This window comes from Gracilibacillus marinus, assembly GCF_042651725.1.
In the GTDB taxonomy this organism is placed as follows: Bacteria; Bacillota; Bacilli; order Bacillales; family Amphibacillaceae; genus Gracilibacillus; species Gracilibacillus marinus.
On record NZ_JBHSDV010000004.1, the window covers coordinates 214974 to 229693 of the forward strand.

The 14720-nt window shown below is 33.9% G+C and carries 10 protein-coding genes; all 10 read left to right on the forward strand.

Translation table 11 applies throughout. The features are described from left to right. Positions 1 to 681 carry a DUF624 domain-containing protein gene (locus ACFOZ1_RS13400; protein ID WP_390200074.1) on the forward strand — a complete coding sequence of 227 codons (681 nt, stop codon included), beginning with the start codon at positions 1 to 3 and terminating at the stop codon, positions 679 to 681. Positions 682 to 683: 2 nt separating this feature from the next. Continuing rightward, entirely contained in the window at positions 684 to 2015 is a 1332-nt protein-coding gene (locus ACFOZ1_RS13405; RefSeq protein ID WP_390200075.1) for a DUF4340 domain-containing protein, read from the forward strand. A gap of 592 nt (positions 2016 to 2607) precedes the next feature. Further along, complete coding sequence (locus ACFOZ1_RS13410; RefSeq protein ID WP_390200130.1) at positions 2608 to 3555, forward strand: ABC transporter permease; 948 nt, start codon at positions 2608 to 2610, stop codon at positions 3553 to 3555. A gap of 27 nt (positions 3556 to 3582) precedes the next feature. After that, on the forward strand, positions 3583 to 4464 hold the full coding sequence (locus ACFOZ1_RS13415) for a carbohydrate ABC transporter permease (RefSeq protein ID WP_390200076.1): 882 nt from the start codon (positions 3583 to 3585) through the stop codon (positions 4462 to 4464). A gap of 53 nt (positions 4465 to 4517) precedes the next feature. Continuing rightward, complete coding sequence (locus tag ACFOZ1_RS13420; RefSeq protein ID WP_390200078.1) at positions 4518 to 6224, forward strand: ABC transporter substrate-binding protein; 1707 nt, start codon at positions 4518 to 4520, stop codon at positions 6222 to 6224. A gap of 70 nt (positions 6225 to 6294) precedes the next feature. Beyond that, complete coding sequence (locus ACFOZ1_RS13425) at positions 6295 to 7191, forward strand: ROK family protein (RefSeq protein WP_390200080.1); 897 nt, start codon at positions 6295 to 6297, stop codon at positions 7189 to 7191. Beyond that, on the forward strand, positions 7188 to 9221 hold the full coding sequence (locus ACFOZ1_RS13430) for a beta-galactosidase (RefSeq protein ID WP_390200082.1): 2034 nt from the start codon (positions 7188 to 7190) through the stop codon (positions 9219 to 9221). Before ACFOZ1_RS13425 ends, ACFOZ1_RS13430 begins: the two co-directional genes overlap by 4 nt. Position 9222: 1 nt before the next feature. Beyond that, complete coding sequence (gene yicI / locus ACFOZ1_RS13435) at positions 9223 to 11487, forward strand: alpha-xylosidase (protein ID WP_390200084.1); 2265 nt, start codon at positions 9223 to 9225, stop codon at positions 11485 to 11487. Positions 11488 to 11659: 172 nt separating this feature from the next. Further along, positions 11660 to 12316: an SGNH/GDSL hydrolase family protein gene (locus ACFOZ1_RS13440; RefSeq protein ID WP_390200085.1), complete on the forward strand. Its 657-nt coding sequence runs from the start codon at positions 11660 to 11662 to the stop codon at positions 12314 to 12316. A gap of 138 nt (positions 12317 to 12454) precedes the next feature. Continuing rightward, positions 12455 to 14647, forward strand: coding sequence for a YhgE/Pip family protein (locus tag ACFOZ1_RS13445; protein WP_390200086.1), 2193 nt, complete (start codon positions 12455 to 12457; stop codon positions 14645 to 14647). The last annotated feature ends 73 nt before the right edge of the window (positions 14648 to 14720 follow it).

Sequence of the window (14720 nt, forward strand, 5' to 3'; positions counted from 1 at the left end):
ATGTCAAAAGGATTAACAGATAGACCACTTTATATTGCGATTCAGTATGTGTATTATTTTATGATGACAAATATTTATTTTATGTTAGCAAATAGTTTATTTTTACTTGCATTTGTCTTATTTGAATTAACACTTGCCAATATGCTTGTATTCTATTTTGCCCTTATTCCATGTGGACCATCACTAGCTGCTGCTCTGGCAACAATGGGGAAGTTAACAAGAGAAAAGGAAATCCAACCAACAAGAGATTTTTGGCGTTATTACAGGAAGAATTTTGTTATCTCAATGAAGTATTGGCTAGTTAAATGGACAATTCTTGCATTACTACTCATTGACATGCAGTATACGTCGATTCATATGGATTGGTTAACGCCGATACTAATCATTCTACTCGCTTTATTTTTACTAATTATGTTGTACGCTTTTCCGATACTAACTCGTTTTGAAGTGAAAATTAAAAACTTGTGGATTGTTTCGATTTATGCAAATGTTAAATTTTTCAAAACGACGATTCTTAATATATCTACATTTATTTCTTTATTTATCATTTACTTATTCGCACCAAGCATTACGATGTGGTTCTGCATAAGTATTGCATCCTTTTTTATCATGTTTAATATGAAAAAACCATTTGAACATTTAGAGCAAGAGTTATCTACAGATGGAAAAAGGGGTTCTTAATTATGAAATTAAAACCAATTATTCTTATAGTTCTCTTTATTGTTGTACTTAGTGTAATCTTCTTTATTATTACAAACAATAAAGAATCAGATGAAGAAGTAACAACAGAGCAAATTGTAGAAGATTTTAATCAACTTACGAACATTCAAGTAAGAGCAAATGAAAATGTCCAATTAGAGAAGAAAGAAAATACGTGGAAAGTAAAAGAAGTGGAACGAGAGCAAGATGATGAGAAAGTACAATATTTTATAGAAGCAATGCAGTATCTAACAGGCGAAAAAACAACCATTGACAAAAAATTAGTAAACTTAGATTTTCCTAAAGTGACGGTTGTATTTACTGATAATGAGAACAAAATGCAGCGTGTATCTGTTGGACAAATGGATGCAACAGCTAGCAAATACTACGTGAATCATATGGAAAAAGACCAAATTTATCTTGTAGATAGAAATGCTATTGAATCCATCCCACTAAAGCCAACAAGTTTGTTAGACAACAGCATTATCACATTAAAATCTAATGAATTGGAAGAAGTAGTAATTGATAATGGAACAGAACAAATCGTATTAAATAAATCTTCTTTCTATACAGAACTAGAATCCCTTGCACATATAAGTGGTTGGTATGTTCATAAGCCATTCCATAGTACGTATAGCATGTCATACTCACAAACAGAACAATTATTAAATGGAATCGAACCATTACAAAAAGTAGAAGTTATAGAGGAACAAAGTGAGATAGGAGAAGTTGATTTTACCATCACATTTAAATCAAAAGAGAAAGAGCAAACGCTTCAAATTGGAAATCCAGCAGCAAATCAACATTATTATGCTAAATTAGAAGGAAATGACCAAATTTTTACTTTGACTAATGAATCGTTAGTGCCTTTTAGTTATCCAGCTTTTGATATGATTGATCACTTTGTTCATATTGTGCCATTACAGGCGATTCAGTCGTTACAAGTAGAATCTAATCAAGTTAATTGGACACTTACAGGAGAAAAAACAAACGTTGATGCGGATGATAAGGAATTATCTAGTTACTCTTTTGCGATAAATGGTAAAGAAATGGACACAGAAGCATTACAAGAGTCTTATAAACATTTCGCTGGTTTAACATTTGACAAACAAGTAGAGAATTTTGACAAGGAAGGCAAAGATGCTCTTTACACAATTACGTATTCTACAAATGCAGATGAGGACACCATTCTTACATTTTATGAGTATGATGATACATACTTAGCATTTGAAAAAAATAAAAATGGTGTAGATTTTATAGTGAAGAAAGCAAAATTAGCACAGGCTCTTGAAAGTATGAATAAATTGACAAAATAAATTGCATAGAAATAGGGAGGAATTCGATCAATTGATTTAGATCGAATTCTTTTCTGTTTCTTACGAATCACCCACAACATACTAAAGAGATTATACTTATAGAATGCTAGTTGTGGGTAAACGGTCGCTAGCACCCTGATAAGTTTCGTTACCAATCAGTCAGAGTTTACAACTCCAACTGATTGAAGTCTCACTTTATCTCAGTTGGTTCACTCCAGTCTCTACGTTTCTAAACGGGCGCTTTCTCTTTTGGATCGGCTAGCGAAAGCGCCCAGAAACTAGGAGACTTCGTAAACCGCCCTACGATAAGTCATCATCGGTTCGTACCTCACCGTGATTCCTTTATCTCAGTTGGTTCACTCCAGTCTCTACGTTTCTAAACGGGCGCTTTCTCTTTTGGATTTACAAACCTCTTCATTTTACATGATTTTATGTCTTGTTAGTGAGGTTTTTTAGGAAAGCGTTTTCTAATATAATATGACATAAGGTGAACGCTTACAAAAAAGGGCTGTTAGGTTAGGAGAGAAGGAGTATGAATAGCGAGAATAATATGTATCATCAACAAGATACGTCACCAGTTAAGAAGCCGATTATGGTTGGAGTAGGGAATAAAAAGAAAAAAGGACCAACTAATAAAAATTTCTTTCAACGTGCAAGCAAACAAAAAGCACTCTTGCTTATGTCATTACCATTTGTCGTCTGGTTATTAATCTTTAAATATATACCTATAGGTGGATGGCTTATGGCATTCCAAAACTACAAACCACAATTTGGTTTTCTGGAACAAGAATGGGCAGGATTAAAGCATTTCCGCGACTTATTTAATGAACCAATGTTTTATACAGCGCTTGAAAATACTTTGGGTATGGGTATTTTAGGACTTATATTTGGAACGCTATCCGCAATTATGTTTGCATTGTTATTAAATGAGCTAAGGTTTATGCATTTAAAGAAATGGACACAAACTATTTCTTATTTACCACACTTTGTCTCATGGGTAATTGTAGCCAATATTGTTATTACAATGCTTTCGCAAGAAGGTGTCATTAACAATATGTTAGTCGGAATTGGTTTAATTGATCAACCAATCAATTTTATGGCTAAACCAGATATGTTCTGGGGAATTGTTACATTTGCTGATGTTTGGAAAGAAACAGGGTGGAATGCCATTATTTACTTAGCTGCAATGGCAGGTGTTGATCCACAATTGTATGAAGCAGCAAAAGTGGATGGAGCAAGCAGAATGCATCAAATGTGGCATATTACATTACCAAGTATTAGACCAGTAATTATTGTGTTATTGATTTTAAGTATTGGTAATCTCATTAATATTGGTTTTGAAAAACAAATGTTACTCGGAAACAATATTGTTGCAGATAAAGCATTAGTTATTGATCTCTATGCGCTCGATTATGGTATAGGAATGTTCCGTTATTCATTCGGTACGGCAATTGGAATATTTAAATCTGTTATAAGTGTAATATTAATACTTATTTGTAATAGTATTGCGAAACGTATTGGTGAAGGAAGGGTATTCTAACATACCAAATAGAGAGGAGAACAAGAAATGAAAAGTAAATGGACCACATTTGATATCGTTTTAACATTATTTATGATATTTGTTGTAATCATTACGTTGTATCCTTTTCTAAATATTCTAGCAATCTCATTAAATGATGCTGTGGATACAGCTAAGGGTGGCATTCACATATGGCCAAGAGAATTTACATTTGCTAATTATGAACAAATCTTTGGTAGTAACGATCGACTTTTTCAAGCGTTTTTCATGTCGATATTACGAACTGTAGTAGGAACTGTTACAGGTATTATTGCAAGTACGATGCTTGCATATACACTTAGTCGAAAGGACTTCGTGTTAAACGGGTTTGTTGGATTTATTCTAGTACTTACAATGTTTATCAGTGGAGGATTAATTCCAGAATATATGTTAATCCGTAATCTTGGTTTGATTAATGATTTTTCTGTATACATTTTGCCAATGTTGTTATCTGCGTTTAATGTAATCATTATTCGCTCATTTATGGATAATTTACCAAAGGCGTTAGAAGAATCTGCAAAAATAGATGGTGCGAATGACTTTGTTATTTTTAGTAAAATAATTATTCCATTATGTTTACCAGTAATTGCTACAATTGCATTATTCTTAGCTGTTGGACAATGGAATAGTTGGTTTGACACATATTTATATGCAAGAGGAAATGAAGCATTAACGACATTACAATTTGAATTAATGAAAATCATTGATAATGCAAATTTGTCTAGTAGTGATATTAATTCACAAAATGCAGAAGTGATTGCAGGTCAAACTAACCCACAATCTATTAAAATGGCAATCACAATCATTGCAACTGTTCCAATACTACTCGTTTATCCGTTTTTACAAAAATATTTTGTAACGGGTCTTACCATTGGTGCAGTGAAGAGCTAAGGTATTAATTTTATATTAATATACAAAAAAATTAAAAATGGAGGGGTTCATGCATGAAAAGTAAGTTGTCTCGTCTTACATTATTATTCTTTTTACTTATTGGAGCATTTGTTTTAGTCGCTTGTAACAATGGCGAAACTTCCAAAGAAAGTGAAGAGGAGAAGAATTCTAACTCATCCGAATCAGAGGAGGAAAAGCCTTCTGCAGAAAATCCATTAACATTAACATTCTTTAGTGCAGATGGTGTTGAAAAAGAGTTTGATGATCCTGTCGCTCAAGAAATCACTGAAAAGACAGGAATTAAATTGGAGTTAGATTATCCTGTTGGTGGCAATGATGAAGCGATACCATTAATGATTGCTAGTGGAGATTACCCAGATCTTATTTATGCAAAAGGGGATATTGGTAAGTTAATTGAAGCTGGTGGAGTAATAAAATTAGATGATCTAATTGAAGAAAAAGGAGACAATTTAAAAGCAATGTATGGTGATCAAATCGATCGCTTACGTAATTCTATTGATGATCCAAGTATTTATACTGTTGGTACTTATGGAGTGGAGAATGCATATTGGCAAACAAGTGGAACTTTCCAAATTCAATTAGATGTATTACGTGAACTAGGCTATCCAGAAATTAATACATTAGATGAATTTGAAGCTGCATTAACAGAATACTATGAAATGTATCCTGAAATCGATGGTCAAAAAACAATTCCATTATCTCTGTTAGGCAGTGACTGGCGTTGGTTGATTACTGTTGGCAACCCTGCAGGATTTGCAGCAGGTTTACCTGATGATGGACAATGGGCTGTAAATGATGAAACAGGTGAAACAACATATAAATTCTTATTACCAGAATTTAAAGAATACTTTAAATGGTTGAATGGAATGAATGCGAAAGGTTTATTAGATCCAGAATCATTTACGCACACGTATGATACGTACATTTCAAAATTATCATCTGGTAGAGTATTATCCGTAGCAGATCAAGATTGGGATATTGGAGATGCAGACAAAGCATTAGTAGCAGACGGTAAAGAGTGGAGAACATGGGCGCCACTACCTGTGACTTTAGGTGAAGATAAAGTACATCAAGGATTAAAAGACTATGGTTTTGCTGGTGGCTGGGGTATCGCTATTTCATCAACTAGTGAGCACCAAGAAGAAGCATTTGAATTCTTAGATTGGATGGCATCCGAAGAAGCGCAGATATTAGTTAATTGGGGTGTAGAAGGTGAAAACTACGATATTGTAGATGGTAAACGTGTAATGCAAGAAGATGACCGTGAACGTATGAACACAGATGCTGATTATGGAAAAGAAACAGGTGTTGGTTTCTATGTCTATCCATTCCCGCAGTGGGGTAATGGTGCTGTTGACTCTACTGGTCAATCGATTACACCAAACTCTGAACAAGATATCATTGATAACTTCAATAGTGCTGAAAAAGAAGCTATAAAAGAATATGGAATGACGAATTGGATTGAGTGGTTCCCACCTACAGAAGAATTAGGAATTTCTAATCATGGTACTGTAGCTAACTATAGTATTGCTGCAGGTAGTGATATTCAAATCATTCAACAAAAAGCAGATGATTTAACAGAACAAATGATTACACAAGCTATTTTAGGTGATCCAGCAGATTTTGATCAAACATGGGAAGATATGGTTAAGCAATTAGAAGATATGAATATAGAGCAAGCAAATGAAGAAATGACACAAAAAACTTTAGATATTATGGAGCTTTGGGGCACGAAATAAGTTTTAATGAGCCTGATTCCTTAAAGGAATTCAGGCTCTGTATACATAATAATGGAAAGAAGTGACGAACATGACCGAGTCATATTATTTATGTTTTGATATTGGTGGTACAAATGTAAAGTATGGCGTATTAAATGCGTTGGGAAGTTTTGTGACTCAAGGTCATTATAGTACGAATAAATCATCTAAAAAGACATTTATTCAAGATATAACGAATAAAGTAAATGAAATCACATCAACATATGCAATTAAACGAATTGGCATTAGTTTTCCAGGATTTATTAATGTGGATACAGGCTATGCAGAATTTGCTGGTGCAATCGATGTGTTGCATGGGGAGAATATTTTAGCACTATTATACGAAAATATTACCCTACCAATTGTGATTGAGAATGATGCCAATTGTGCAACTTTAGCAGAAAAACTAACAGGTAATGCAAAAGATTGTGATGATTTTATATGTATGACAATAGGAACAGGTATTGGTGGGGGAATATTTATTAATGGAAAATTAGTAAATGGTCACACGTTTAAAGCAGGCGAATTTGGTTTAATGATTATAGATGGAATGGTTAACGGTTATAAAAATATGCATGAAATAGCGTCAACAAGTGCATTGATTCATACATATAAAGAAGCAAAAGGCTTAAATGAGAGTGAAAAAGTGGAAGGAGACCAAGTTTTTCGTGAAGCGTTGGAAGACAGACAAGTGAAGAGGTTATTGGATCAATGGTTCTCTTATGTTAGTTTTGGCATTTTCAATTTAGCAGCAACACTTAATCCTGAGAAGATATTGATAGGTGGAGGCATTAGTGTGCGTGAAGATTTGTACGAAATGTTAGAAGAAGCGTTACTTGCTATTCCTTCATGGCAAGATATTCGTTGTACGATTGAACCATGTAAGCATCATAATGAAGCTGGAATGATTGGCGCATTATACAAATGTATAGAGGAGGAAAATCAATGATACATGAGAAGTTACCTAAGATTTGGTATGGTGGTGATTATAATCCTGAACAGTGGAATGAGGAGACTTGGCAAGAAGATCAACGCATGTTTCAATTGGCAGGAATAGATGTTGTAACAATAAATGTATTTTCATGGGCACTTAATCAACCTGATGAGACTACATATGATTTCACATGGTTAGATGGAACAATCGATCGTTTGTACACTGAAGGGGTACATATTTGTCTTGCAACTAGCACTGCCGCTCATCCTGCGTGGATGGCAAAGAAATACCCAGATGTTTGTCGAGTTGACTTTGATGGAAGAAAAAGAAAGTTTGGGGGAAGACATAATTCGTGTCCAAATAGTCCAACATATCGTCATTATGCAAGTGAAATAGCGGATAAACTTGGTGAACGATACAAAGACCACCCAGGTATATTGGTGTGGCATGTATCTAATGAATATGGTGGATATTGTTATTGTGACAATTGTGAAAAACAATTTAGAGTCTGGTTAAAAAATAAATATCATACATTAGATGCACTAAATGAACAATGGTGTACAAGATTTTGGGGACATACGTTTTATCAATGGGATGAAATTGTTGTACCAAATATCAGAACTGAAGAATGGTTTGGAGGTCAAAATACAAACTTTCAAGGTATTTCATTAGATTATCGTAGATTTCAATCAGATAGTTTATTAGAAACCTTTAAGTTAGAAAGAGATGCATTAAAAAAACATACACCAAATATTCCGGTAACGACTAATTTAATGGGTCTGTATCCAGAACTAGATTATTTTAAATGGGCAAAAGAAATGGATGTTGTCTCATGGGACAATTATCCTTCTATTGATACACCTGTAAGTATGACAGCAATGACACATGATTTAATGCGTGGATTAAAGAGTGGACAACCATTTATGCTTATGGAACAAACGCCAAGTCAACAAAATTGGCAAGCATACAATGCATTAAAACGCCCAGGAGTCATGCGTTTATGGAGTTATCAGGCTGTTGCACATGGTGCAGACACAGTGATGTTCTTCCAATTAAGACGCTCTCGAGGTGCGACTGAAAAATATCATGGAGCAGTAATTGAACATGTAGGGCATGAGAAAACACGAGTATTTAGGGAAGTTGCTGAATTAGGGGAAGAATTACAGCGGCTTGGTGATCAAATTATTGGAGCACGAGCACAAGCAAAAGTAGGAATTGTTTTTGATTGGGAAAATCGTTGGGCAATTGAGTTGTCTAGTGGTCCATCTGTTGCACTAGATTACGTGAAAGAAGTTCATAAATATTATGATGCTTTTTATAAAAAGAATATTCCTGTAGATATGATTAGTGTCTATGAAGATATAAGTAAGTATGATATTGTCATTGCACCAGTGTTGTATATGGTAAAAGAAGGGCATGCTGAAAGACTAAAGCAATTTGCAAAAAGTGGTGGTACGTTTATAACTACATTCTTTAGCGGCATTGTGAATGAAAATGATCTTGTTACACTAGGTGGTTACCCAGGAGAATTAAGAGAACTTTTAGGTATTTGGGCAGAAGAAATCGATGCATTAGATCCTTCAGTTTATAATGAAATTGTATTGGAATCGCCGATAGGCAAACTTTCAGGAACGTATACATGCAATATTCTATTTGATCTCATTCATACAGAAGGTGCAGATGTTCTAGCAACATATGGGAATGAATTTTATAAAGGAATGCCTGTTGTTACAAAGAATAAATATGGGAATGGGAATGCATATTACATCGCTTCAAGTCCTGATGAATCATTTATGGATGACTTTATATCCACAATAGTAGAAGAGCATGGCATCAATGGTATTATGCAGTCAGAAGACCAAGTAGAAGTAGTAGAAAGAATCAAGGATGGGGAACATTATATCTTTGTATTGAATCATCAAGCAAAAGATGCATCCTTTGATACTGCTGGTAAATCATATATTAATATACTCACAAACCAATTAGTAAAAGGAAAAACAAGCATTAAAGCAAGAGATGTATGCATATTAAGAGAGGAGAAATAAGATGAAATTTACAGATGGTAACTGGATGGTTCGAAAAGGATACACAATACATTTTCCAAAATTAATTCATGAAGTAGAAGAAGGTGATGGTTCTATTACATTATATGCTCCTTGTAAGTATTTGAATCATCGTGGTGATACACTTGATGGGCCATTATTAACAATGAAGGTATCTTCCCCAATAGACGATGTAATCCGTGTGGAAACATGGCATTTTAAAGGTGAAAAAGAAAGATTACCTAAGTTTTCTATAGAAGAACAAGTGAATACAATTGAAGTAAAAGATGATGGGAAAGAGGTATCGTTTACAACTGGTCAGTTAACTTTAACCATTCAAAAACAAGACTTTTCTTTATCTTTTACTAATAATGATGGACTTTTAACAGATAGCAAAGGAAAAGGATTGGCATGGATTGAAGGTCCTGAAGAGAAAACATACATGCGAGGTCAACTACGACTAGGAGTTGGTGAGCATATTTATGGCCTGGGTGAACGCTTTACTCCATTTGTAAAAAATGGCCAGACCGTTGACATTTGGAATGAAGATGGTGGCACAAGTTCAGAGCAATCTTATAAGAATATTCCATTTTTCTTAAGTAGTAAAGGATATGGTGTTTTTGTAACTCATCCAGAATTGGTTAGTTTTGAACTAGGTTCTGAAACAGTATCACGTTCTCAATTTAGTGTAGAAGGGGAATATTTGGATTATTATTTTATTAATGGACCGACACCTAAAGAAGTAATTAGTAGATATACAGCGTTAACTGGTCGTCCAGCGCTACCACCAGCATGGTCATTTGGATTGTGGTTATCGACGTCCTTTACGACAGATTATAATGAAGAGACCGTGAATCACTTTGTTGATGGAATGGCAGAGCGTGGCATTCCATTAAGTGTATTTCATTTTGATTGTTTCTGGATGAAAGAATTTGAGTGGAGTAATTTCTTATGGGACACACGTAATTTTCCAGATCCTGAGGGAATGTTGAAACGCTTGAAGGATAAAGGATTAAAAATCTGTGTTTGGATTAATCCATATATTGCTCAAAAATCCTATTTGTTTGATGAAGGAATGGAAAAAGGATATTTAGTAAAAAAACCTAATGGGGATGTGTGGCAATGGGATTTATGGCAAGCAGGTATGGGGCTTGTAGACTTCACTAATCCTGATGCAGTGAAATGGTTCCAAGCCAAACTGAAAGCATTACTCGATATGGGCGTAGATTCTTTTAAAACAGATTTTGGTGAGAGAATTCCGACAGATGTGGTTTACTATGATGGATCAGATCCACAAAAAATGCATAATTATTACGCATATATGTATAATGAAGTGGTATTTGATTTATTAAAAAACGAAAAAGGCGAATCAGAAGCCATTTTATTCGCTCGTTCTGCTACAACAGGGGGCCAGAAATTCCCTGTTCATTGGGGAGGAGATTGTGACTCTACATATGACGCAATGGCAGAGAGTTTAAGAGGCGGATTATCTTTAACCACATCTGGATTTGGCTACTGGTCACACGATATAGGTGGATTTGAAAATACTGCGACACCTGATGTTTTTAAACGTTGGACAGCATTTGGTTTGCTATCTAGCCATAGTCGTTTTCATGGTAGTTCTTCTTATAGAGTCCCATGGAACTTTGATGATGAAGCAGTAGATGTAGCGAGACATTTTACTAAATTAAAGAATAGCTTAATGCCATATTTATATAGTCAAGCAGTAGAGAATAGTGAAACAGGGGTCCCTGTAATGAGATCCATGCATTTAGAGTTTCCTGATGATCCTTTATGTGAAACATTAGATCGTCAATATATGCTAGGTGATGCCATCTTAGTTGCTCCAATATTTAACGAAGAAGGTATCGGATCGTTTTATTTACCAAAAGGAAGTTGGACACATTTGTTAACAGGTGAGAAATCTAGTGGTGGAACATGGATAAAACAAAAATATGATTACTTCAGCTTACCTTTGTTTGTTAAGAACAATACTATTTTGCCTGTCGGACAAAGTGAAGAAAATCCTGTTTACGATTATTTAGATGGACTTACAATCAAAATATTTAGTTTAGAAGATGGTGTGCATATAGAACGTACTGTAGTTAATGATAAAGGCAAAAAAGAAGCTAGTATTTCAGTGACTCGCAAGGCTAAAGATATTTATGTGAAGACAACTGGAATTAAAAAGGCATATACTATCGAAGTTGTTGGTGAGAAGAAAATAGAAGTAGAAGCAGGTAAAACAGAAGTAACATTATCGATTTGAATCTCATAACAAGATAATTAATCAGATCAACAAAACCGAATTTCTACAAGAAACAAGTAGAAATTCGGTTTGTTATGTTACTAGGTAAAATGTAGAACAAACAGTATGTTCTCAAATCGCTTATACTATTTTATAATAAAGAAAAACGATTATGAAGAAATGAGGGGAAATGATGAAATTAGACAAAGGACAAAAGTTGTTATTTATAGGTGATTCCGTAACAGATTGTGACAGAGCAAAGCCTGATGGAGAAGGTCTCTTCCAAGCATTAGGTAATGGCTATGTATCGATTGTGGATGCGTTTTTACAATCTACATATCCAGAACTTCAAATTAGAGTTGTCAACAAAGGGGTATCTGGCAATACAGTAAGAGACTTAAAGAAGCGCTGGGAAGAAGATGTAATTTGTCAACAACCTGATTGGTTATCTATTATGATAGGAATCAATGATGTGTGGAGACAATTTGATTCACCATTTATTAAAGATCATCATGTATACATAGATGAATATGAAAATACATTAAGAGAAATCATCGAAAGTGCTAGAAAAGTAACAAAGCAGCTTGTATTTTTAACACCATTTTATATCGAACCGAATTCTCAAGACCCAATGAGAATAAAGATGGATCAATATGGCGATGTGATTAAGCGTTTAGCGAAAGAATATGATGCAATATTAATTGATACACAACAAGCATTTCAATCTGTATTTACAGAGCTTTATCCTGCAGCTATTGCGTGGGATCGAATTCACCCTAATGCAACAGGACATACGATACTTGCTAAAGCATTTCTTCGTGCAATAGATTTTGATTGGACAAAAAAATAAATACATTGTGAATTATATTGTGCTCACATCCACCTTATTGTTAAGGGTATATGAGTTTTTTTATATTATTAGTAATCTATTCTTGTTTGGTGGTATAATATCCAAATGGAAAAAATACTGTAATAAGAGGCGATTAACTTGAAGGAAAGTATAAAATTGTTTTTTTCGGATTTGAAGAATATTTCTACGAATTGGGTTGCTGCAATACTAATTGGTGGATTAATCTTATTACCATCATTATATGCATGGATGAATATTCAAGCATCATGGGACCCGTATGGGAAAACGGAAAATATTAAGATAGGTATTGTCAATGAAGATACAGGAGCAACCGTAAGAGATGAAGCGATTCATGTCGGTGACGATTTAGTAACAGAATTAAAAAAGAATGAAACGATGGATTGGCAATTTGTTTCAAGACAAAAAGCAAAAGATGAATTAGAGTTGGGAAATTATTATGCCTATATCGTTATACCAGAACATTTTTCAGAGAATTTAGGTACAGTAATATCCGATCAACCTAAAAAAGCAAATGTAGAATACTTTGTGAACGAAAAAATCAATGCAATTGCTCCAAAGATTACAGACAAAGGAGCAGGTGTCATTGTAGAACAAATGACAAGCCAATTTATCTCTACAGTAAATGGTGTTATTTTTACCATTTTTAATGACATTGGAATAGAAATTGAAAATGCAACACCAGATATTCAAAAATTTGAGGATTATATCTTTACACTAGAAGAGAATTTACCAGAAATATCTCAAATCATTACAGAGTCATTGCAAGATGCTGGCAGTGCAGGAGATATATTAAACAAAGCAAATAATTTATTACCAGAAGTAGAAAATGGAACAGATACAGGTTTAGCTACAATTAATGATACGATTGCTACAATTAATACAGCAAAACAAAGATTTCAAGATGCAAAACCAACGATGGAAAAAGAATTAGAATCAATGGAGAATGCAATAGATGAAGCACATCAATTTATAGATGAGCTTATGAATGATAATAATCCATCCATTGATGCATCTGAGCAAATAGCGCAAATAGAAGGTAATCTTCAAACATCTATTGAGAACATTCAAAATGTAAAAGAATTACTTGAATTAATAAAAGGGCAAAATAACGAAGAGAATACAGATGAAGAAGGAAATCCATCACAAAGTGTGAGCAATGAAACAATCGACCAAGCTATTGAAACATTAACAAACATAGAAAATAATTTACAACAAACTTTAACAACAATACAAGAAGTAAATCAATTAATACAAGATAAAGAAAAAGATATCCAAGCGAAATGGGATGAATTACAGAAATTAGCGGAATCTGCTAACAAACAAGTAGATAGTTTCTTGAATGATTTTGTTACAACAGTAGTACCGAAGATAGAAGAACAGATTGAGCAGGCAGAAAATACACTTACTAGTGCACAAAGTATATTAGAGGAAATAAAAGAAACAATTCCTGAATTGTATGATATGCTAAATAGAACAAAAGGAAATTTGAATGAAGGAACAGATATGCTTCAATATGTAAATGACCAATTTCCTTATGTTAGTACAAAGGTAAATGAACTTGCAGACAAAATTAGAGAAATTCAAGGCGAAACGGATTTAAAAGAGATTATTGAACTACTTAAAAACGATCCAGATGCAGAGAAAAGCTTTTTTGAAGAACCTGTATTATTAGAAACGAATAAAGTGTTCCCAATTGCTAATTATGGTACTGGAATGACACCATTTTATACAATTTTGGCAATTTGGGTTGGTGGATTGCTATTAATTTCGCTATTATCAACAGAACCACATTTAGTGACAACATACACAGAAAGACAAATGTACTTTGGTAGATTGATGACATTTTATACGATTGGTATTTTACAAACATTAATTGTAACGCTAGGTGATTTGTTCTTATTGAAAGTCGATGTAGCGGAGCCGTTTCTTTTTGTTGTATTTGGACTGATATCTAGTGTTGTTTTCATCACCATTGTCTACACATTAGTTTCTGTATTTGGTGATGTAGGAAAGGCATTAGCTATTGTCTTATTAGTATTACAAATTGCTGGAGCAGGGGGAACATATCCAGTTGATTTATTACCGGATTTCTTCCAATTTATTAATCCGATGTTACCTTTCACTTACGCTATTGATCTAATGAGAGAAGCAGTTGGTGGCATTGTATGGCAAAAAGTAACAAGTTCATTTATTCCGTTAGTGCTATTCGGTGTAGTAGCATTAATTATAGGGACAGTATTAAAAGCACCGATAAACAAATATACAAACCAATTGAGGAAAAAAGCCAAAGAGTCGGATCTTTTCCATTAAAAATCAGTTAGAAAGTGAAGAATCGTATAAGACATTCTTCACTTTCTTTCATAGATAATTAAAAAAGATCGAA